18 protein-coding genes are annotated in these 21905 nt (G+C 66.3%); 12 read left to right on the forward strand and 6 right to left on the reverse strand.

Annotated elements, in window-relative coordinates:
* Positions 1–35: 35 nt before the first annotated feature.
* From ACSLGO_RS01380 to ACSLGO_RS01390, 3 genes are all read right to left on the reverse strand, one after another.
* Positions 36–458 (reverse strand): hypothetical protein, encoded by a 423-nt coding sequence (locus ACSLGO_RS01380; RefSeq protein ID WP_091602305.1) that lies wholly within the window; start codon positions 456–458, stop codon positions 36–38.
* A gap of 93 nt (positions 459–551) precedes the next feature.
* A complete protein-coding gene (locus ACSLGO_RS01385; protein WP_091602312.1) occupies positions 552–1184 on the reverse strand; it encodes a putative glycolipid-binding domain-containing protein in 633 nt (210 codons plus the stop codon).
* Between the two features lie 91 nt (positions 1185–1275).
* Positions 1276–2703 carry a PucR family transcriptional regulator gene (locus ACSLGO_RS01390; RefSeq protein ID WP_436399749.1) on the reverse strand — a complete coding sequence of 476 codons (1428 nt, stop codon included), beginning with the start codon at positions 2701–2703 and terminating at the stop codon, positions 1276–1278.
* Between the two features lie 170 nt (positions 2704–2873).
* On the opposite strand from ACSLGO_RS01390, the gene gabT reads away from it, so the two are divergent.
* Positions 2874–4229 carry a 4-aminobutyrate--2-oxoglutarate transaminase gene (gene gabT / locus ACSLGO_RS01395; protein WP_152273772.1) on the forward strand — a complete coding sequence of 452 codons (1356 nt, stop codon included), beginning with the start codon at positions 2874–2876 and terminating at the stop codon, positions 4227–4229.
* Between the two features lie 78 nt (positions 4230–4307).
* On the opposite strand, the gene ACSLGO_RS01400 is transcribed toward gabT, so the two are convergent.
* A complete protein-coding gene (locus ACSLGO_RS01400) occupies positions 4308–4967 on the reverse strand; it encodes a TetR/AcrR family transcriptional regulator (protein ID WP_091602319.1) in 660 nt (219 codons plus the stop codon).
* Between the two features lie 180 nt (positions 4968–5147).
* Here ACSLGO_RS01400 and ACSLGO_RS01405 point away from each other — a divergent pair, with 180 nt between their 5' ends.
* Genes ACSLGO_RS01405 through ACSLGO_RS01415 form a run of 3 tightly spaced genes read left to right on the forward strand, consistent with a single transcriptional unit; the run spans position 5148 to position 8950 of the window.
* A complete protein-coding gene (locus ACSLGO_RS01405) occupies positions 5148–6512 on the forward strand; it encodes a flavin monoamine oxidase family protein (protein ID WP_091602326.1) in 1365 nt (454 codons plus the stop codon).
* Positions 6513–6518: 6 nt separating this feature from the next.
* Positions 6519–7400 (forward strand): universal stress protein, encoded by an 882-nt coding sequence (locus ACSLGO_RS01410; RefSeq protein ID WP_263127565.1) that lies wholly within the window; start codon positions 6519–6521, stop codon positions 7398–7400.
* Positions 7397–8950, forward strand: coding sequence for an APC family permease (locus ACSLGO_RS01415; RefSeq protein WP_091602331.1), 1554 nt, complete (start codon positions 7397–7399; stop codon positions 8948–8950). The genes ACSLGO_RS01410 and ACSLGO_RS01415 overlap by 4 nt, the downstream gene beginning before the upstream one ends.
* A gap of 62 nt (positions 8951–9012) precedes the next feature.
* Here the strand turns inward: ACSLGO_RS01415 and rarD are convergent, their stop codons facing one another.
* Positions 9013–10038 carry an EamA family transporter RarD gene (gene rarD / locus ACSLGO_RS01420; RefSeq protein WP_091602334.1) on the reverse strand — a complete coding sequence of 342 codons (1026 nt, stop codon included), beginning with the start codon at positions 10036–10038 and terminating at the stop codon, positions 9013–9015.
* A 138-nt stretch (positions 10039–10176) separates the two neighbouring features.
* Here rarD and ACSLGO_RS01425 point away from each other — a divergent pair, with 138 nt between their 5' ends.
* Positions 10177–11604, forward strand: a complete 1428-nt coding sequence (locus tag ACSLGO_RS01425; protein ID WP_152273768.1) for an FAD-dependent oxidoreductase — start codon at positions 10177–10179, stop codon at positions 11602–11604.
* Between the two features lie 212 nt (positions 11605–11816).
* Positions 11817–13145, forward strand: a complete 1329-nt coding sequence (locus tag ACSLGO_RS01430) for a GAF domain-containing protein (RefSeq protein ID WP_277664531.1) — start codon at positions 11817–11819, stop codon at positions 13143–13145.
* Here ACSLGO_RS01430 and ACSLGO_RS01435 read toward each other — a convergent pair.
* Positions 13142–14806 carry a DHA2 family efflux MFS transporter permease subunit gene (locus ACSLGO_RS01435; protein WP_436399750.1) on the reverse strand — a complete coding sequence of 555 codons (1665 nt, stop codon included), beginning with the start codon at positions 14804–14806 and terminating at the stop codon, positions 13142–13144. The genes ACSLGO_RS01430 and ACSLGO_RS01435 overlap by 4 nt on opposite strands.
* A 192-nt stretch (positions 14807–14998) precedes the next feature.
* Here ACSLGO_RS01435 and exaC point away from each other — a divergent pair, with 192 nt between their 5' ends.
* The 6 genes from exaC (at position 14999) to ACSLGO_RS01465 (ending at position 21900) form a co-directional block, all read left to right on the forward strand.
* Complete coding sequence (gene exaC, locus ACSLGO_RS01440; RefSeq protein WP_263127561.1) at positions 14999–16522, forward strand: acetaldehyde dehydrogenase ExaC; 1524 nt, start codon at positions 14999–15001, stop codon at positions 16520–16522.
* Between the two features lie 57 nt (positions 16523–16579).
* Positions 16580–17599 carry an alcohol dehydrogenase AdhP gene (gene adhP / locus ACSLGO_RS01445; protein WP_176697538.1) on the forward strand — a complete coding sequence of 340 codons (1020 nt, stop codon included), beginning with the start codon at positions 16580–16582 and terminating at the stop codon, positions 17597–17599.
* Entirely contained in the window at positions 17599–18003 is a 405-nt protein-coding gene (locus tag ACSLGO_RS01450; RefSeq protein ID WP_325785865.1) for a DUF779 domain-containing protein, read from the forward strand. Before adhP ends, ACSLGO_RS01450 begins: the two co-directional genes overlap by 1 nt.
* Positions 18004–18119: 116 nt before the next feature.
* Positions 18120–18494, forward strand: a complete 375-nt coding sequence (locus ACSLGO_RS01455) for a hypothetical protein (RefSeq protein WP_436399751.1) — start codon at positions 18120–18122, stop codon at positions 18492–18494.
* A gap of 137 nt (positions 18495–18631) precedes the next feature.
* Positions 18632–19243, forward strand: a complete 612-nt coding sequence (locus ACSLGO_RS01460; RefSeq protein WP_091602352.1) for a TetR family transcriptional regulator — start codon at positions 18632–18634, stop codon at positions 19241–19243.
* Between the two features lie 35 nt (positions 19244–19278).
* Positions 19279–21900 (forward strand): MMPL family transporter, encoded by a 2622-nt coding sequence (locus tag ACSLGO_RS01465; protein ID WP_436399752.1) that lies wholly within the window; start codon positions 19279–19281, stop codon positions 21898–21900.
* The last annotated feature ends 5 nt before the right edge of the window (positions 21901–21905 follow it).

Here is a 21905-nt window from a genome sequence, read left to right on the forward strand (position 1 = left end):
CGGTTTCCACCGGGCAGCCGTTCTGCGTTCGGGCCTTAGTCCTCGTCGTCTTCGAAGACCCACTCGAACATGTCAAAGACGTATTCGCTGAACGTTCCTTCTTCGCTCTGCCATTCGCCGCGCGCGTTGTTCCGCCGCCAGACGATGGGGTCCGGAACGTCCAGCTGGTCGGCACGGAAGCCCCAGGCGAACTTCTCGTCCTCATCCTCCAGGAACAGCAGGAACCCGTCTTCGAGTTCGAGCTCGTCCGGATCCCAGAAGAAGTGGTACGCCTCCATGAGGTCCTCGCAGCCGCCCAGCGCCAGGTAGAACTCACGCAGGACGAGCGGGATGGAGAAGTCATGCTCATCGAGCATCTCGTCGAGTTCATCGGCGCTCAGCCCGTCTTCGGGACGCCAATTGTCCTCGAGGTACTTCGGGACCAGGGCACGGAATTTATCGAGGAACATTTCACTCATTGCGGGGGGCTCCAACGTTGCAGACGGACGTACTTCTATCCTAGCCGCGGGCGGCGACGGTCCCTGACGTGCAGGGGTCCAGGTCCCGGCCTCTCAGGCAGTGCGGCGGGCGAGGCCGGGGTAGTCCAGCACCACGCCGTCGGAATCCACGGTAATTTCGGCGGTGAACCCGCCGGAATCGGAGGAGTAGAGGACAATCGCGCTGCCGCGTTCGTCCCGGTAGGGGGACACCTGGGAGTACACCTGCTCGCTGGCAAGGACCCGGAGGCTGGGTACTTCCACCCACGCCATGGTCAGCCTGGTCTCATCCGGCGGGGCTGAGTTGTTGAGCAGGTCCAGGCGCAGGATTGGCATGGTGTTCGTGAGCGGGCAGAGGCCAAGGTCGCAGTCCTGGGCATTGTCCAGGGACCTTGGATCCTCAATGCCGGGGGCGGGCAGGTCCACGCTTCCGCTGGTGCTTGCGTGGGAATCCCAGCGTCCGTCGATGGACCGGACGAGTTCCAGTGAACGGGACCAGCCTTGCCCGGTCACCTTGACCTCGAGCCTGCGGGTGACCCAGCCGGGGGAGGTGGACAGGGACCAGGTGACACAGTAGTCATCGCAGGTGGATGTGCCGCTGGCGGCCAGCTCGCTTTCGCGAAAGGATACGACCGCGGAATCCCGGCGTCCGGGGTCGTCAATGCCCGCCCAGTGAAGGGTCCTGGCGGGCTTAGCTGGCAAGTCCATCCCTACAGCGTAAAGTCCGGCCTAAACCGGCACAAAACCGCGCCGCCCGGTGGAAGCCGCGCTTCCGCGGCCCGGGACAGGGGCGGGCTGCCTAGGCGGTGAGCCGCCGCACACTCAGTGCGAGGTACAGATGCACGCGGTCGGCAGTCACGGCCGGGTCATACCCGGAGAGGTCCGCAATCTGCGTGAGCCGGTAGCGGACGGTATTCCGGTGCAGGCCCAGTGCCTGGGCCACCTTCGCCACGGAACCGTTGACGGCCAGGTACTTTTCAAGCGTCGGGACCAGTTCGGCGTCGTGGGCCGCGTCGAAGGCCAGCAGCGGATCCAGCGCCTCCGCCGCCAGGTCGGCCAGCGGAACGTCACGGCTGGCCATCAGGAGCGACGCCAGGCTCAGCCGGTCCGGTTCGTTGACGGCGGCCCCGCGCAGCAGGCCTTCCTTGGCCTCGTAGTATCCCCAGCGCAGGCCGGCGGGTTCGGCGTATGCGCCTCCCACGCCCACCTTGGCCGGGATCCCGGCTTCCTGCAGGTAGCTGCCGAGCTCCGCTGCGAGGACGGCCGGATCGCCGTCGGGAACCCAGACGGCCAGCCGCTCCTCGCAGGTGGCGCTCACGGCGTCCTGCAGCGCCGGGGGCAGGGGCAGGGAGGCGAGCAGCTTGGCCTGCGCGGTCCCGGCTTCCACCAGGAGCGTCAGCTGCCGCCGTTCCGTGCTGACCCCGGCGGCCCGGAGGCGGTGGACGGCATCCTGGCCCGTGAGTTTGCCCGCCACAATGTCATCGAGCAGCTGGCCGTTGACTGCCCGTTCGCTGACCCTCCGCCGGGCCTGGTTGTTCAGCTCCACGCTGATCAGGCTCTGCGCGTAGGCAAGCAGGTCCGGATGGCCGAAGGGCTTGGCGACGGAAAGCGTGCAGCGGTCCCTCATGCCCGTGGCGATCGGCAACCGGTGCCAGGCGGTCTGCGTGCCCGGGCCGGTTGCCCGGAGGCTGGTGGAGAAGACCTCGGCGCCGTACTGCTGCAGGGCTACGTCGGTTCCCAGGATTCCGGCCAGGTCCTTCAGCAGGCCGGTCAGCCCGCGGCCCGAAAGCAGCGCCCTGGCGAGGACCTGGTGCCCGGAGAGCAGCTCCTGGAGCTGTTCAACATGGTCCGCGGAAAGGGCATCGGCCACGAGCTTGCCCACCGCGATGAACGGGGTACGGTAGGGGACCTCGAACACCGGCAGGCCCAGCCGGTTTGCTTCTTCGAGCAGGGGGCCGGGCACCCGTTCCAGGCTCAGGCCGGTTCCAAAGCCGATCGCCAGGGCACCGGCACGGTGCACGCTCTCCACGAACCGGCGCTGCACGGCTCCGGTCCGCTGGCGCATTCCGGTGGTGAGCACCACCTCCCCTCCGCTGAGGAAGGGGGAAGGGTCTTCGAGTTCGGTGACCGCAACCCACTGGACCGGTACCGGGGTGACGGCAGCGCTGCCGCGGATGGCGAGGTCCAGGTCTTTGGCGGACAGCAGATCGGTGAGCGAGATAGGCACGCAACAACTATAGGGGCAGTCTTTTGGGCGCTTGCACCGCAGGCGAAACATGTCATTGTGCGGGTGTCCGTGCCTTATTGCGTCCTCGGCGCGTAAATTTGGATCACTGCGGCGCAGTGCATCCATCACTTTTCGCATATCCGATTCCCCTGTCGAAAGAGGCAACACCCATGAGCACCTCAGCTACCGCCCCGGCCTTCCGGCTGGAACAGAAGCGGAACATCACCGGTTCCTTCCCGGGCCCGAAGTCCGCCGCCCTGAATGAGCGCCGCGCCGCTGTGGTTGCCAAGGGCGTTGCGTCCAGCGTCCCCGTCTACGTCCAGGATGCCGACGGCGGCATCATCGTCGACGTGGACGGCAACTCCTTCATCGACCTCGGTTCCGGCATTGCCGTGACCAGCGTCGGCGCGTCGGACCCCGCCGTCGTGGCAGCTGCCCAGGAGCAGGTTGCGCACTTCACCCACACCTGCTTCATGGTCACCCCGTACGAGGGCTACGTCGCCGTGGCCGAGAAGCTCGCCGAGGTGACCCCCGGGAGCCACGAGAAGCGCACCGTGCTCTTCAACTCCGGTGCCGAAGCAGTCGAGAACGCCATCAAAATTGCCCGCTCCGCAACCGGCCGCCAGGCCGTTGTGGCCTTCGACCACGCGTACCACGGCCGCACCAACCTGACCATGGGCCTGACGGCCAAGGCCATGCCGTACAAGACCGGATTCGGCCCCTTCGCTTCCGAGATCTACCGCATGCCCATGAGCTACCCCTACCGGGAAGAGAACCCGGAGATCACCGGCACCGAAGCTGCCGACCGCGCCATCCTCGCCATCGAAAAGCAGATCGGCGCGGACCAGCTGGCTGCCCTCCTGATCGAGCCCATCCAGGGCGAAGGCGGCTTCATTGTCCCGGCTGAGGGCTTCCTGCCGCGGCTGGCCGAGTGGGCCAAGGCCAACGGCATTGTCTTCATCGCGGACGAGGTCCAGTCCGGCTTCTGCCGCACCGGCGAGTGGTTCGCCGTCGAGCATGAGGGTGTTGTCCCGGACATCATGACCATGGCCAAGGGCATTGCCGGCGGAATGCCGCTTTCCGCTGTCACCGGCCGCGCAGAACTGCTCGACGCCGTCCACCCGGGCGGCCTGGGCGGCACCTACGGCGGCAACCCGGTTGCCTGTGCCTCCGCGCTGGCCGCCATCGAGACGATGGAAGGCCAGGATCTGGCCGGCCGTGCCCGCCGCATCGAGGAAATCACCGTTCCGCGCCTGCGCAAGGTTGCCGAAGAGACCGGTGTCATCGGTGAGGTCCGCGGCCGCGGAGCCATGCTCGCACTCGAACTGGTCAAGCCGGGCACCAAGACGCCCGACGCCGCAGCCGCCAAGGACATCGCGGCTGCCTGCCTGGCCGAGGGCGTCATCATCCTCACCTGCGGAACGTACGGCAATGTCATCCGCCTGCTTCCGCCGCTGGTAATCAGCGAAGACCTGCTCTCCGACGGCCTGGACGTGCTGGAAGCAGCCATCCGCGCCCAGGCTTAGCAGGCCCCGCAGTACCTAACGGGCGGTATCCGGTAACTCCGGATGCCGCCCGTTTGCGGTTTCCGGACCCTGCGGGGCTCAGTTACCGGAGGGAGTGCCCGCGAAGCCGTGGATCAGGGCATCCAGCCCGGTTTCAAAAGCCTGCTCGGCAGCCTTGCCGCTTTCCCGCCCGGGCGCTGCGGCAACGGCCGCAGTGAAGAGCGGGCTTTCCGAGGCCAGGGACCCGGTATCGAAGATGTCTGTCGGGGCAACGGCGTCGAAGGCCGAGCCAAAGATAAAGGACTCCAGGGCCACGATCGCCGGAATGATCCTCGCCTGGTTCCAGCCCGCGCGCAGGAAACCCTCGGTGACGGCTTCGTACATGGCCAGCGTGCGCGGCGCGCCGGAGACCTGCAGGACGGCAATCACGGCGATCAGCGGAGTGTGCCGGGCAAAGACCTCCCGGTAGGAGCGGGCCCAGGTCCGCACCGCGTCAGGCCAGTCAAGCTCCGCGAAACAGGCCGTGTCCACCTCGGCCATCAGATGGTCCTGGATCCATCGCAGTACTTCGGCCTTCGAGGACGCGTGGTTGTAGAGGGCCGACGGCGCCACCTGCAGCCTCGCCGCCAGGGAAGACATGGTGAAGCCTTCGTAGCCGCGGGACGTGATCACCTCAAGGGCGGCTGCTGTGATGTTTTCCTGTGTCAGGACACGCTGTGACGGACGGCCGGCACTGCGCCGTGTGCGTACTCCCGCCATCACGCTCCTTCAGGGGTCTGGGGCACCCGGGTGCCCAAAATTAATATTCGCACAGACTCTCCCCGCAGGGCCGGGGGTCCGCTAGAGTGTCCGTACAAATGAACGCTATTCATTTATGTGAGTCGAAGACAGCGTTCGGTTTGAGCGGCCGGAGGTCGGCCGCTGGAGAGAGGAAACACAGTGCGAACCCTGGAACGGAACGTCGTCATTATTGGTGCAGGCCCGTCCGGCCTGACCGCGGCGAGGAAACTGAAGGCTGCCGGCCTGAGCGTGGCAGTGCTGGAGGCACGGGACCGCGTGGGCGGGCGCACCTGGTCGGACACGATCGACGGCGCATTCCTGGAGATCGGCGGACAATGGATTTCCCCGGACCAGGAAGCCCTTAGCGAGCTCGTCGAAGAACTGGGCCTGGAAACCTTCCCGCGCTACCGCGAGGGGGAGTCCGTGTATATCGGCTCGGACCACCGTGCGGTCCGCTATTCCGGTGACATGTTCCCGGTTGCCGAATCCACCGCGCAGGAAATGGAACGCCTGATCACCCTCCTGGACGAACTGACGGCCAAGACCGATCCGGCGGCACCGTGGACGCATCCGGACGCTCGGGCGCTGGACACCATCTCCTTCTCCGCCTGGCTGCGCGAGCAGTCCTCCGACGAAGAAGCCTGCAACAACATTGGACTGTTCGTCGCCGGTGGCATGCTCACCAAGCCCGCGCATTCCTTCTCCACCCTGCAGGCGCTGCTGATGGCGTCCTCCGCGGGTTCGTTCTCCAACCTGGTGGATGAAAACTTCATCCTGGACCGCCGGGTGGCCGGCGGCATGCAGCAGGTCTCCGAACGGATGGCCGCTGAGCTGGGTGAGGACGTCATCCTGGGCGCACCGGTCCGGACGCTCCGCTGGAGCGAGGAGGGTCCGTCCGTCACGGCAGAGGCCGACGGCGTCACCGTCCACGCGCGCTACGCCATCATGGCCGTTCCGCCGAACCTGTACTCCCGGGTCTCCTTCGATCCTCCGCTGCCGCGCCGCCAGCACCAGATGCACCAGCACGTCTCCCTGGGACTGGTCATCAAGGTCCACGCTGTGTACTCCAAGCCGTTCTGGCGCGAGGCCGGGCTCTCCGGAACCTGCTTCGGGGCCCATGAGCTGGTCCAGGAGGTCTACGACAACACCAACCACAAGGACAGCCGCGGCACCCTGGTGGGCTTCGTGTCGGACGAGAAGGCCGACGCGATGTTCGAACTCAGCGCCGGCGAACGCCGCCAGGCGATCCTCGAATCCATCGCCGGCTACCTCGGCGAGGAGGCCCTGAACCCCGAGGTCTACTACGAATCCGACTGGGGATCCGAGGAATGGACCCGCGGCGCGTACGCCGCCAGCTACGACCTCGGCGGCCTGCACCGCTACGGCCCGGACCAGCTGGCACCCGTCGGCCCCATCCACTGGTCCTGCTCCGACCTCGCCGCCGAGGGCTACCAGCACGTCGACGGCGCGGTCCGCATGGGTGCCAAGACCGCCGAGCGCATCGCTGCGCTGTACAAGGGCTAAGAACCGATGCGCTACGTAGTCGGTTACACGGCCACTGAACGCGGCAGGGACGCATTGTTCCTGGCCTGCACCATTGCCCGGACCCAGGGGGCTTCCCTGGACCTGGTGATCGTGGACCCGGAGGAGTCGCCCTTCACCGCGGTGTATCCGCCGGAACGGACGTACTCCACCCTGCTGGCACGCCAGCTTCGGGACTGGCTGGATGAAGCGCTGGCCCTGGTGCCGGCGGACATCGAGGCCAGGGGACACATCCGCACCGCCGACTCGGACGCGCGCGGCCTCATCGAAGCCGCAGAGGAATTCGCTGCGGGCCTGATCGTGGTGGGCGCCGGAAGCAACGGCCTCTTCAAGCGCTTCACGGTCGGCAGCGCTGCGAACGCCCTGCTCCATGCGGCGAGCGTGCCGGTTGCCCTCGCACCGCGCGGCTACAGCCGGATGGATCCGCTCACCCGCATCACCTGCGCAGTAGGGGAGCGGCGCGGCGCCGAGGACGTCCTGGAAGTTGCCTGCGCCTCGGCAGCCCGCCGCGGCGTTCCCCTCCGCCTGCTCTCCCTGCTCGCGCTGGACGCCCCCGGCGACGCCGCCGTGGAGGAAGCACAGCTCCACATAGACGACAGGGTGCAGCGCGCGCTGTCCCTGACCGGCGGCAGGTGTGAGGTGGCAGGCGTGGTGGCCCAGGGCAGGACCATCGAAAACGCCGTGGACGAGCTGGACTTCGACGACGGCGAGATCCTCATCATCGGCTCCAGCCGGCTTGCCCGGACCAACCAGCTCTTCCTAGGTGCCACCGCCTCCAAGGTCCTGAGGAGCCTGCCGGTTCCCATGGTCGTGGTTCCCCGGAACTACACGCCCGCCCCGCAGCGCCAAACGTCAGGAGATCCGCAGTGAGCAACCGCACCAGCACCAAAAACACTGCCGGGGGCACTGGACTGAGCAGCAAGGGGCTGAAGGGCGGACAGGTTGGGCTGATTGGCGCCGTCGTCATTGGCATTTCCTGCATCGCCCCGGCGTACACCCTGACGTCCGGGCTGGGCCCCACCGTCTCGGAGGTGGGCGTGCAGCTTCCGGCCATCTTCCTGGTCGGCTTCATCCCCATGATCCTGGTGGCCCTCGGCTACCGGGAACTGAACAACGCCATGCCGGATTCGGGTACGTCCTTCACCTGGGCCACCCGTGCGTTCGGTCCCTGGGTGGGCTGGATGGGCGGCTGGGGGCTGATCGCCGCGACGATCATCGTGCTCTCAAACCTTGCGGCCGTGGCGGTGGACTTCTTCTACCTCATGCTCGCGCAGGTCACCGGCAACGATTCGCTGGCGGACCTGACCCTGAACCTGCCGCTGAACATCGCCACCACACTGGTCTTCGTGGCCATTGCCTGCTGGATCTCCTACCGGGGGGTGGAGACCACCAAGACCGTCCAGTACGTGCTGGTGGCCTTCCAGCTGATCGTCCTGGCCTGGTTCTCAATCGCTGCCTTCTCGCACGTGGCCGGAGGCACCGCCTTCGATGCGACGCAGATCAGCTGGGACTGGTTCAACCCGTTCGCGGTCGAATCCTTCTCCGCTTTCGCCGCCGGGGTTTCACTGTCGATCTTCGTGTACTGGGGCTGGGACGTCACCCTCACCATGAACGAGGAAACCAAGGACCCGGACAAGACTCCGGGCCGTGCGGCCACGGCTACGGTGTTTGTCATTGTGCTCATCTACATGATGATCGCGCTGGCTGTGATCTCCTACGCTGGTGTGGGCGACGGCGAGCTGGGTGCCGGCAACCCGGAGAACCAGGAGAGTATCTTCGCGGTCCTGGCCACCCCGGTGATGGGACCGTTCGCGATCCTGATGTCCCTGTCCATCCTGTCCAGCTCCGCCGCCTCGCTGCAGTCCACGTTCGTCTCCCCGGCGCGGACCCTGCTGGCGATGGGCCACTACCGTGCCCTGCCCAGGCGCTTTGGCCGGATCAGCCCTGCCTACAAGTCCCCGGGCTACGCCACCGTGGCTGCCGCCGTTGCGGCGTCGGCGTTCTACGTGGTCACGCGCCTGCTCTCAGAAAACGCGCTGTGGGATACCATCACGGCGCTGGGCCTGATGATCTGCTTCTATTACGGCATTACCGCGCTGGCCTGCGTCTGGTACTTCCGGCGTGATGCGTTCGAGAGTGCGCGGTCCTTCCTGCTGAAGTTCCTGGCACCCGCGATTGGCGGCATCATCCTGTTCGTCATGTTCATCAAGACGGCCTTCGATTCGATGGACCCCAACTACGGGTCCGGCTCCTCGGTGGGCGGCGTAGGACTGGTGTTCGTGCTGGGCATGGGCGTGATCATCCTGGGCGCGGTGCTGATGCTTGTGATGTACCGGATTCATCCGGGCTTCTTCCGCGGCGAGACGCTGCGGACCGGAGACTCGCGTTCGGCAGCGGAAGCCGAGCGCTCCGAGGTCTAGCCGCCAAAAAACGAAGTGCCCCTGGTTCTCTCCGCGAGGACCAGGGGCACGCCGGTTAAGCGCTAGACGGCGGCAGCGGCGCGCCGGATTCGTGCCCGCCGCGGCGAACCCAGCATGTCGATGCTCAGCAGCACCAGGGCCAGCCAGACCAGCCCGAAGCCGGCCCAGCGTTCGGCCGGCATCGCCTCGTTGAAGACCAGCAGTGCGAGCGTGAACTGCAGGATCGGAGCCAGGTACTGCAGCAGGCCCACGGTGCTCAGGGGCAGGCGTCGTGCCGCGGCGCCGAAGAACACCAGCGGAACGGCGGTGGCAATGCCGGAGGCGGCCAGCAGCCAGAAGTGTGCGGGCCCCTCGGCGAGCAGGGTTCCGGAGCCGGTCACCGCCAGGACTCCCAGTACGACGGCGGCGATGGGGGTGAGCACGGCGGTTTCGATGGTGAGGCTGGAGACAGCATCAACCCTCCCGCCGACGTTCTTCTTTACCAGCCCGTACAGGCCGAAGCTAAAGGCCAAAGCCAGCGCGACCCAGGGAACCGTCCCGTACCCGAAGGCGAGCACCAGCACGGCGATGAATCCCACCGCCATCGCCGCCCACTGCAGCGGACGCAGGCGCTCCTTGAGGACCAGGACCCCCAGCAGGACGGATATCAGCGGGTTGATGAAGTAGCCCAGCGCCGCTTCGACGGCATGTCCGTTCAGGACAGCCCAGGCGAATACCAGCCAGTTCACCGCAATGAGCAGAGCTGCCGCGGTCAGGGTGATAAGAGCCCGGCGGTCCTTCATGGCGGTCAGCGCCTTCCGCCACGAGCGCATGACCGTCAGCAGGGCCGCACAGAAGACAAGGGAGAACACCACGCGGGCAGCGACGATTTCAACCGGTCCGGCGGGCTCCAGCAGCAGGAAGTAGAGCGGGAGGACGCCCCAGATGCCGTAGGCGCCGATGCCAAAAAGCAGTCCGGAGGTGCTCGCCTTCTCCTCCGGTCCGGCTGGCGCGGAAGGAGTGCCGGAGGTGGTCCCGGAGGAAACCGGGGCGGCGGTCCGCGGCGCTGCTCCGGACAGCGGCGCGCTGGGGGAATTCTCGTTGGCCATGTGCGGTGCAACCCGCTACGCCATGGGCGTATTCCCGGCCGTTGGAGCGCCTCCGTTTAGACGCTGCGGAAGGAGGCAATTAGAATATAAAAACGTGCGCCATTTGCGTGCCACGACTCCCAAGTAGAAGGACTCTAAGTGTCTAACTCAGCTCCGGACAGCTCGCAGCGTCCCATGCGAGTCGCAATTATCGGTGCTGGTCCGGCCGGCGTGTACGCCGCTGACATCCTGACCAAAGCGGACCGCGACTTCGAAGTCAGCATTGATCTCTTTGACCAGTACCCGGCACCCTACGGCCTGATCCGATATGGAGTGGCCCCGGACCATCCCCGTATCAAGGGCATCGTCAACGCACTTGAGAAGGTGCTGGACCGCGGCGACATCCGCTTCCTCGGCAACGTGAACTACGGCCGTGACCTGACCCTGAAGGACTTCCGGCACTTCTACGACGCGATCATCTTCGCAACCGGTGCCCTGAAGGACGCCCCGCTGGATATCCCCGGGGTTGAACTGGAAGGCTCGTTCGGCGGCGCCGACTTCGTCTCCTGGTACGACGGCAACCCGGACGTGCCCCGCGACTGGCCCCTGGATGCCAAGGAAATCGCCGTCATCGGCAACGGGAACGTGGCCCTCGACGTCGCGCGCATCCTTTCCAAACATGCGGATGACCTGCTGACCACTGAAATTCCCTCCAACGTCTACGAGGGCCTGAAGAAGTCTCCGGTCACGGACGTGCACGTCTTTGGCCGCCGCGGCCCGGCCCAGGTGAAGTTCACGCCGCTGGAGCTGCGGGAGCTCTCGCATTCCCGTGACGTGGACATTGTCCTGTACCCGGAGGATTTCGAATTCGACGAAGCCTCGGATGAGCAGATCCGCACCAATAACCAGACCAAGACCATGGTCAACACGCTGACCAACTGGCTGGTCGAGGAACAGGACACCGGAGCTTCGCGCCGGCTGCACCTGCACTTCCTGCACTCCCCGGTGGAGATCCACGATGATCCCGCCACCCCCGGCAAGGTTGCCGGCATCAAGATGGAGCGCACGGAACTCGACGGTACCGGCAACGCCCGGGGCACCGGCGAAATCATCGACTACCCGGTCCAGGCCGTCTACCGCGCCGTTGGCTACTTCGGGTCCGAGCTGCCGGAAGTTGGCTACGATTCCCGTCGCGGCGTCATCCCCAATGAGGGAGGCAGGGTAGTGGACACCAGTGGCGCACCGGTACCGGGCATCTACACCACCGGCTGGATCAAGCGCGGTCCGGTTGGCCTGATCGGCCACACCAAGGGCGATGCGCTGGAGACCATCGGCTACCTGCTCGAAGACCGCCGCACCCTGCCCGCCGCCGAAGAGCCCGAGCCCGGGGCGATCATCCGCCTGCTCGAGGAGCGCGGCGTGGAGTACACCACCTGGGAGGGCTGGAAGCGCCTCGACGCCCACGAGAAGACGCTGGGCGCCGGCTATGTCCACGGCGATCCCGGAGTTGGGGACCTGGTCCGCGAGCGCGTCAAGGTAGTTGACCGCGAAGAGATGACCCGCGTCTCCCGCGAAGGCAGCAACTAGGCCTAGTCCCCGTTTACTGAAGCCAGGCCCGCAGGGGCCTGGCTTCAGTGCGTTAACGCCCGGCCGCCGCAAGAGCGGCGGGCGCACCTCTGGAACTCGGGAGTGAGCCGTGTCACTATGGACGGGCAGCCGCTGGCTGCCCGGAACGGCAACGCGGATCCGCGCCTGCTCCGGCCCGAACGGTCTCCTTATCGACGCGGATAGGTTGGACGGTGCAGCAGTCTTCCAGTGCCCTGCAGGCAAGGGTCTTCCGGAACCCCGAGAGCCTCCAGCGTGACGCCTGGCGCGCGCATGAGAGCCTGCGTTCCCAGGGCGAAGTCCTGGACGTCCTGCGGCCCGGGGTGCGCGAGTCCTGGCAGCGTTCGCTGCGGCACCACCCGGATCCCGACGCGGCGAGGTCCGCCCTGGTCCTTGAAGGTGCCGAACTGGACGCGTACCGCCAGTCCCATCCGCTGGCCTCGATCATGCCGGTTATCCAGCGCCTCCTTGTTGAACCGGGCAGGGACACCGGCCTGCTGGTTGCCGTGGGCGACCAGCTGGGGCGGCTGCTGTGGGTGGACGGAGACCCGGAACTCCTGCGCCGGGCGGAGAACATGATGTTCATGCCCGGAGCGGACTGGTCCGAGCACGCGGTGGGAACCAGCGCTCCCGGTACCGCGCTCGCCACGGGCCGCAGCGTGCAGATAGCCGGAGCGGAGCACTTTAGCCCGCAGGTCCATCCCTGGTCCTGTACGGCCGTTCCGGTCCAGGATCCAGAGTCCGGCAGTGTGCTGGGCGTGGTGGACATAACCGGCAAGGAAGAAGCCGTTGCGGTCCATACACTGGCCCTGGTCCAGGCTGCGGTGGCGGCGGCCACTGCCCAGCTCAGGGTCGAACGCCTGCAGACCAGCGGGGCCCGCCAGGCCCGGCGCGGCAGCGAAACCCGCACTCCCCGCTCCACGCTCTACCAGGACAGCCTGCAGGTCCTGGGAACAGACACCGCAGACCTGTGCGTGGACGGGAACCGGGTGCAGCTCAGCCAGCGCCACTCTGAACTGATGACGCTCCTGGCGCTGCACCCGCGGGGACTGAGCGCCGAAGAGCTGGCGGATCTGGCCTACCCGGAGGCCGCCTCTGTTGGCAGCGTGCGCGCGGAGATGCTTCGCCTGCGCAAACTCCTCTCCCGCTCGGTCTCAGCACGCATTGTTCCCGGCTCCCGGCCCTACCGCCTGCCGGCGGAGATCGTGCTGGATGCGGGGCAGGTCCGTGCCTGCCTCTCCCGCGGTGCCCACCGGCTGGCGCTGAACATTTACAAAGGTCCCGTGCTTCCGCATTCCCAGGCCCCGGGCATAGTAGAACTGCGCCGGGGCCTCAGTGCCGAGCTGCGCGAAGCGGTCCTGGCGGAGGCCGGACTCGAGACCGTGCTGCAGTACCTCAAGCTTGAGGAGGCTGCGGACGACGCCGAGGCGTGGCGCCTGGCGCTTCGCCTCCTGCCCCCTCGTTCCCCGCGCCGGGCGGGGATAGTCGCCGGACTGCAGCGGATTGAACGGGACTTGGCCTAGGGGTGGTTCTCCTTGCCGCTCCCGGCTGCCCGTACTCCGGCTGGCTCGTCCGCCTGCGGGCTGGACACCGGCTTGATCCGCAGGCTGGTCAGGAAGCCAACGAGCAGGGCTCCGGCAGCGATCCAGCCGGCCAGGGAGGCGCCGCTGGTCATGGCGTCACGCGCGGCGTCCGCAATGAACGCGGTCTGGGGATCCGCTGCCAGTGCGGTGATGCTGCCCCCGGACGTGGCATTCACCGAGTCCACGGCACCGGAAAGCTGGGGTGCGCCGGCAACGGCGTCAGCAACCGCGTTCTCCGTGCCGGTTCTCAGCGTCGTGAAGAACGCCGTTCCCAGGACGGCAATGCCCAGGGCAGAACCGGTCTGCCGGGCGGTGCTCTGCGTGGCGGAGCCCTGGCCGCTCTTCGCGAGGGGAACCTCGGCCAGGATGACGGAGGTCAGCTGCGCGGTGGCCAGCCCTACGCCGATGCCGTAGAAGAGCAGGATGGGGGAAGTGAGCCAGGCGGTGCTGTCCGGGCGGATCAGCAGTGCCAGCGCGGAGATGCTGAGGATTTCGAGCGCCAGGCCCATCCGCACCACCACCACGGGGCTGTACTTCCGCGCCAGTGAGGCGACCCCGCCGGAGGCGAGGAAGGAACCGATTGCCAGGGGCAGCAGGGCAAGTCCGGCCTCGAATGCGGTGTAACCCAGCACGTTCTGGAACCACAGTGGCAGCGAAAGAATCAGGCCGAACTCTCCGAAGCTCACAATCAGGGCGGTCACGTTGCCGTTGGCGAAGGATGGGATGCGGAACAGGGAGAGGTCAAGGATGACACCCTTGCCCGCTGCGGTCCGCGAGCGCTCCAGCAGCACGAAGCTGACCAGGGCCACGGCCGCCAGCCCGAAGGCCAGTGGAACAGGGGAGAGGGTTCCCACCGTGAACGGCGCGTCGTCGGCGGCGTCCCACCAGCCGTAGCTCCGTCCTTCGATGAGGCCGAAGACCAGCGCGCCGAAGCCCAGAATTGACAGTGCGGCCCCGCCCAGATCCAGTCGCTGGGCGGCTCCGGTCACGGCTTCGGAGGATTCGGCCACGAACAGCAGCAGGCCTGCAACTACCAGCACGCCCACCGGAATGTTGATGCCGAACGCCCAGCGCCAGCTGGCATTCTCGGTCAGCCAGCCTCCCAGCAGCGGGCCGACGGCGGCCATGCCGCCAATCGTTGAGCCCCAGACGGCGAACGCGATGCCGCGGTCCCGGCCCTGGAAGTTGGCGTTCAGCAGCGCAAGCGTGGTGGGCAGGATCATTGAGCCGCCCAGGCCCTGGACCGCGCGGCCGAGGATCAGGATGCCGCCGGATTCGGCGACGGCGCACAGCACCGACGCTGCGACAAAGAGCACGACGCCGGTGAGCATGATCCGCCGCCGGCCAACCCGGTCCGCAACCCGTCCCCAGGTCAGCAGCAGGGCGGCGAAGAGCAGCGTGTAGATTTCCTGCACCCACTGGATTTCGGTGCTGGAAATGCCCAGGTCCCCGACGATCGAGGGGACAGAGACGGACACGATCGTAGCGTCCATGATGATCATTGCCACGCCGAGGCTAATAGCCAGCAGGCCCCACCAGCGGTAGCGGATATACCGGCTGGGCACCGGTTCGGAGCCGGCACCCGGAAGTTCGGAAGTCATTAGCGTTCCTTATATCTCGATTACTAAGAAATTGCCCTAGGTAACCATAAACCCGCTCGGTGCGGGCCGCCAGACGGTACGCGGTTGTCCCTGCTACGCAGATGCTACGTCCGCCTGAGTACCGTTCACCACACCGATGGACACGACACCGACGTTGTGTACCAACGCTCGAATATGAGGAGCAGACACGTCATGACCGTTTACGCGCAGCCCGGCCAGGGCGAGGCACTTGTTTCATTCAAGCCCCGCTACGAGAACTGGATCGGCGGAGAATGGGTCGCCCCCGTGAAGGGCGGCTACTTTGAGAACGTTTCACCGGTAACGGGCAAGGTCTTCTGCGAAGTGGCCCGGGGCACCTCCGAGGACATTGACCTGGCACTGGATGCCGCGCACAAGGCAGCACCGTCCTGGGGCAAGACCTCGGTAGCCGAGCGGGCCAACATCCTGAACCGCATCGCGGACCGGATCGAGGAAAACCTCGAAATGCTCGCCGTCGCCGAGACCTGGGACAACGGAAAGCCGGTCCGGGAAACCCTGGCCGCGGACATGCCGCTGGCCGTGGACCATTTCCGGTACTTCGCCGGTGCCATCCGCGCGCAGGAAGGCACCCTCTCCCAGATTGATGACAACACCACGGCCTACCACTTCCATGAGCCGCTGGGAGTCGTGGGACAGATCATCCCGTGGAACTTCCCCATTCTGATGGCCACGTGGAAGCTGGCCCCTGCACTCGCGGCCGGCAACGCCGTCGTGCTCAAGCCTGCAGAGCAGACGCCGGCCTCCATCCTGGTGCTGGCCGAGCTGATCGCGGACCTCCTCCCCGCCGGTGTGCTGAACATTGTCAACGGGTTCGGCGTGGAGGCCGGCAAGCCCCTGGCATCCTCCAAGCGCATCCGTAAGATCGCGTTCACCGGCGAGACCACCACCGGCCGGCTGATCATGCAGTACGCCAGCCAGAACCTCATCCCGGTCACCCTGGAACTGGGCGGCAAGAGCCCGAACATCTTCTTCGCCGACGTCGCCGCCCGGGACGACGCGTTCTACGACAAGGCGCTGGAGGGTTTTAATATGTTCGCCCTCAACCAGGGCGAGGTCTGCACCTGTCCCTCCCGTGCCCTGGTCCAGGAATCGATCTATGACTCCTTCATGTCTGATGCCCTGGCCCGGACCGCCGCGATGGTGCAGGGCAACCCACTGGACACCAACACCATGGTGGGAGCCCAGGCCTCCAATGACCAGCTGGAAAAGATCCTCTCCTACATGGATATTGCGGGCCAGGAAGGAGCCAAGGTCCTGGCGGGCGGCAAGCGGAACGTGCTCGACGGCGACCTCGCCGGCGGCTTCTATGTGGAACCGACCGTCTTCGAGGGCACGAACAATATGCGCATCTTCCAGGAGGAGATTTTCGGCCCGGTGGTTTCAGTGACGAGGTTCTCTGACTACGGTGAGGCCATGGCGATTGCCAATGACACGCTCTATGGCCTGGGTGCAGGAGTCTGGTCCCGGGACGGCAACACGGCATACCGTGCGGGCCGTGACATCCAGGCCGGACGCGTCTGGGTGAACAACTACCACGCCTACCCCGCGCACGCGGCGTTTGGCGGGTACAAGTCCTCCGGCATCGGCCGCGAAAACCACGCCATGATGCTGGACCACTACCAGCAGACCAAGAACCTGCTGGTCAGCTACGCCGAGTCCAAGCAGGGCTTCTTCTAGGACACCGGTTCCACCTGCCAGTCCCCAAGCAGTGCACCCCCTATTAAGGAGATCCACATGGAACGCATGCAGGCCGCCGTCGTAAACACCCTTGCCGAACCGCTCACGGTAGGCGAGACGGATGTTCCGAGCCCCGGACCGGGGCAGGCCCTGGTCAAGCTGGTATCTACCGGGGTCTGCCACACGGACCTGCATGCGGCCCAGGGGGACTGGCCGGTGAAGCCCAGCCCGCCCTTCATTCCCGGACATGAAGGGGTGGGCCGGGTGGTCTCGCTCGGGGAAGGAGTAACCGAGCTGAAGGAAGGCGACATTGTGGGCAACGCCTGGCTGTGGTCCGCCTGCGGCGTCTGCGAGTACTGCCGCACAGGCTGGGAAACCCTGTGCGAGCAGCAGCAGAACGGCGGCTACACCGTCAATGGGTCCTTCGGCGAGTACATGCTGGTGGACGAGAAATTCGCCGCCCGGATTCCCGAGGGGGCGGACCCAGTGGAAGTGGCGCCCGTGCTCTGCGCCGGCGTCACGGTCTACAAGGGGCTCAAAGTGACGGACACCAGGCCAGGGGAGTGGGTGGTTATTTCCGGAATCGGCGGGCTGGGACACGTGGCCGTGCAGTACGCCAGGGCGATGGGCCTCCGGGTTGCCGCGGTGGACATCGCCGAGGACAAGCTGGCCCTGGCACGCGAATTCGGTGCCGAGGTCACGGTCAACGCGCTGAACGAGGACCCGGCGGAGGCAATCCAGGCCCAGACCGGGGGTGCCCACGGTGTCCTCGTGACGGCAGTGCATCCCTCGGCCTTCGGCCAGGCGATCGGCATGGCCCGCCGCGGCGGAACCATCGTCTTCAACGGCCTGCCTCCCGGAGACTTTCCGGCTCCGATTTTCGACATCGTGCTGAAGGGGCTGACCATCCGGGGTTCGATTGTCGGCACCCGCCAGGACATGGTGGAGGCCCTCGACTTCTACGCGCGCGGCCTGATTCATCCCAAGATTGCCACCCGGCCGCTGGATGACATCAATGACATCTTCGATGAACTGGCCGCCGGCAGGATCGACGGCCGGGTGGTGGTCGAGTACTAATGGACCAGGCCACTGACCACATCCTGGGCGCCGCGCCCGCCATGCCCGGAGAAACCATGTCCCGGGTGGGCCTGACGCCCGCGGCCCAGGAGCTGCTCAGGTACCTGAGGCAGCAGCATGGGCCGCTAATGTTCCACCAGTCCGGCGGCTGCTGTGACGGTTCCTCTCCCATGTGCTACCCCGAGGGGGACTTCATCACCTCCGAAGCGGACGTGCTGCTGGGTGTCTTTGACCTGGATGGCGACGGCATTGGGTTCTGGATGTCCGCAGAGCAGTTCGAATACTGGAAGCACACGCACCTGACCGTCGACGTCGTGACCGGCCGGGGGAGCGGATTCTCGCTTGAGGCACCGGAGGGAAAGCGGTTTCTGATCCGCTCCCGGCTGCTGGATGTGACCCAGTAGTCATCGGGTAGTAAGGTTACTGTTTAATTCCTCCGCAGCCTCAGGCGGCGCAGGATTGGACGGTACATCATGATGCCTCGAGCGGGGCGGGAATGAGGAACACCATGGTTAAGAAGATGACTTTTCTGGCAGGGATCGGCGTCGGTTACCTGATTGGTTCCAAGGCCGGCCGGGAGAAGATCATGTCCCTGTGGAACGATCCCAAGGTCCAGGACACGGTCAACCACGGGACCGAGTGGGCCAAGGAAAAGGTGCCGGGGATCCAGGACAAGGTCACCGGGGCAGCCAAGGACGCTGCGTCCTCCGCCAAGGATGCGGCTGCGCACGCCAAGGACAGCGTCACCGGCGGCAGCTCCAGCAGTTCGTCCGGTTCGTCCGGTTCGAGCGGTTCCTTCTCCGTGGCAGGAACGGCCAACCCGGCGGACAAGTCGCACACCTCCGGCGGGGATTCTGCGATGGATCCGGCTCGCCCGCAGCCCGAAACCCGCTAGGCCGCGCCGGGGCTCCGGCCCCGCGTACAGCAGGATGATGCCCGTCCCGGGAAACCGGGGCGGGCATCTCTGTGTCCACATCCGCCTCTGGGTGAAAGAATTTGCCTCTCGTGCAAACTTGCACGTAGTGTAGCGATGTGACTGAGCAGCAGGTTTCCCGCAGGCAGCAGAATAAGACCGCGACCCGCCGGGCGATCGCCGATGCCACCCTGGAACTGGTCCGCAGCAGAGGCGCCGGCCAGTTCACCATTGACGACATTGCCGAGGCAGCCGGGATCTCCCGCCGGACCTTCTTCAATTACTTCCCCAGCACCACGGCGGCACTCAACGTCGCCATGGAGGACTTCCTGGACGGCGTGCTGGGCCACTTCCAGGCGCGTCCGCACAACGAGAACATCGTGGACTCGATGCTCCATGCCCTCTCCCAGCCTGCCGATCCCGCGAACCTTGCCGTCATGGCCGAGCTGCACGGCCTGGCGGAACAGAACCCTGACATGGCGCGGGTCCACCTCGAAGCCTGGGATCACGCCGAACACCGGATTGTGGACTCACTGCAGACCCGCCTGGGCCAGGAGGCGGACCCGTTCTACACCAGCACCCTCGTGGCCGCGGTCCTCGCCTGCGGGCGCACCGCGTTTGCACAGTGGCAGCACCGCACCCGGGGAAAGATCACGCCGCAGACCCTCACGCTGCTAGAGGAACTCTTCTCTGAAGCCATCGGGTTCCTCCGCGACGGCTTCAGCCGCTAGACAGCCCCACCCGACCCGCCCACAGAAAGAAATCCATGGCATCCCTGCTTTACCGGCTCGGTAAATTCAGCTTCCGGCACCGCTGGTGGTTCCTCAGCGCCTGGCTCGTAATGCTCCTCGGCATTAGCGGGGCGTTCGCAGCCTTCAGCGCGCCGACCACCAACAACTTCACCATTCCCGGGTCCGAGAGCCAGCGTGTCCTTGACGAGCTGCGGAACCGGGTACCGGATGCCGCCGGAGGATCCGGCCGGATCGTCTTCGAAACCTCATCCGGCGGGGCCTTCACCGAAGCCGAGCGCCGGGCCGTCACGGACACGGTGGCAGAGCTGAACAGCCTCGACTTCCTGAAGTCCGTCAGTGATCCCTTCGAGATGCAGGCCCAGCTGGACGGCAGCGCGGACCAGCTCGCGGCAGGCCAGGCAGAGCTGGAGGCCGCCCGTGCGCAGCTGGAGGCAGGCAAGCCGCAGCTCGACGCCGCCGCGGCGCAGCTCGCCGCTGGCCGGGACCAGCTCTCCATGGCACAAATGCAGGCTGACCAGCTCGACGCTGCCGGACAGGTGCAGCAGGCAGAAGCTGTCCGGGCGCAGCTCAGCGCACAGGAAGAGCAGCTTGCTGCCGGTGAAGCCCAGCTCGCGGAGCAGCAGGGCGCCTACGACGACGGCGTGGCCCGGCTGGCCGACGGCGAAGAGGAGCTGCTGGAGGCCCAGCGCCTGGCTGAGGCCACGGACGGACTGCGCTTTGTCTCCGAGGACGGTGCCACCGCCTTCTCAGAGGTCCAGTTCCAGGAACAGTCATACTCGGTCACTCCCGAACAGCGCCAGGAAGTGCAGGACACGGCCAACCGGATCACCGATTCCGGCGTCCAGGTGTTCTTCAGCAAGGAGATCGTAGAGGACGTTTCCTCCCTGTTTGGACCCTCCGAAGGGATCGGCGTGGCCGTCGCCGCCGTCGTGCTCATCCTGATGCTGGGCACCCTGGTGGCTGCCGGACTGCCGCTGCTGATGGCACTGGTGGGCGTGATTGCCGGCGTGGGCACCACCATGGCCCTCACCGGCGTGGTGGAAATGACGTCAATTTCCCCCATGCTGGCGCTGATGCTTGGCCTCGCCGTGGGCATCGACTACTCCCTGTTCATCATCAACCGGCACCGCACGCAGCTGCTGCACGGCATGGCGCTGGAGGAATCGGCCGGCGTAGCCACCGGTACCAGCGGCAACGCCGTGCTGTTCGCCGGCCTGACCGTGGTGATCGCGCTGGCTGCGCTCGCCGTTCCCGGACTGCCGTTCCTCAGCGTGATGGGCCTGGCAGCAGCCGGCACCGTGGCCATGGCCATCCTGGTGGCGCTGACCCTCACCCCTGCCTTCCTGGGCTTCATCGGGAACCGCATCCTCTCGAAGAAGGCCTGGGCCCAGGCCGGCATCACTCCGCCCGCGCCGCACGCGGCCCTGGCCCCGGAGGACCAGGCCGCAGCAGCCCAACACAAGGAAAACGGCAGCCCGCGCCGCTGGGGCCGGCTGGTCACGAAGCACCCGGTAATCACCGTGGTCCTCAGCGTCCTGCTGCTGGGAGCCATGGCCATTCCGGCCGGTTCACTGCGCGTGGGACTGCCCGACGGCGGTTCAGAACCGGTGGATTCCACGGCGTACCAGGCGTACCAGCGGCTGGGGGACAGCTTCGGTGAAGGAATCAACGGACCGGTGATCGTGGTGGGCTACCTGCCCGACGGTCTCACGGACAGGGAGGCCTCGGACCTCACCTATGAAGTCGCCGGCAAGCTGCGCGGGCTGGAGAACGTCACCACGGTGGTCCCCGCCTCCACGAGCGACGACGGCGGCATGGTTGTCTACCAGGTCATCCCCGAGGGCGGGCCGGCCGCCGAAGGCACCGAGGACCTGGTGCACACCATTCGCGACGACGCGGGCCAGATTCAGGACGAGACGGGCGTGGAGATCGCCATCACCGGCCAGACCGGCATCAACATCGATGTCTCGGACAAGCTGATGGACGCCATGCCGGTCTACCTGCTGATCGTCGTCGGGCTGTCCCTGGTCCTGCTCCTGCTGGTCTTCCGTTCCGTCCTGGTGCCGCTGATCGCCACCGGAGGGTTCCTGCTCTCCCTGGCTGCCAGCTTCGGTGCCGTCGTGGCGATCTACCAGTGGGGCTGGCTGGGCGGTATCTTCGACGTGCACAACCCCGGTGCAGTCCTGAGCTTCCTGCCGATCATCCTGATCGGCGTGCTCTTCGGGCTGGCCATGGACTACCAGATGTTCCTGGTCTCGGGCATGCGCGAAGCCTACGTGCACGGTGAAGATCCGCGCCAGGCTGTCCGGAGCGGCTTTGACCACGCTTCCCGCGTAGTGACCGCAGCCGCGATCATCATGGTCTCGGTGTTCGCCGGTTTCATCTTCGCGCACCTGACGATGGTCCGCCCGATCGGTTTCGCCCTGGCGATCGGCGTCCTGCTGGACGCCTTCGTCATCCGCATGACGCTGATTCCGGCCGTGCTTCACCTGCTGGGCAAATCCGCCTGGTGGATTCCGAAGTGGCTGGACCGGATCCTTCCGGACGTGGACGTCGAAGGTGCCCGCCTGCTGGGTCCGGCGCAGTCCCCGGACGGTACCGGCGCGGAACAGGAACTGGCTTCGGCCGGACGCTGAACCGA

This window comes from Arthrobacter sp. IK3 (assembly GCF_051337705.1).
GTDB lineage: Bacteria > Actinomycetota > Actinomycetes > Actinomycetales > Micrococcaceae > Arthrobacter_B > Arthrobacter_B koreensis.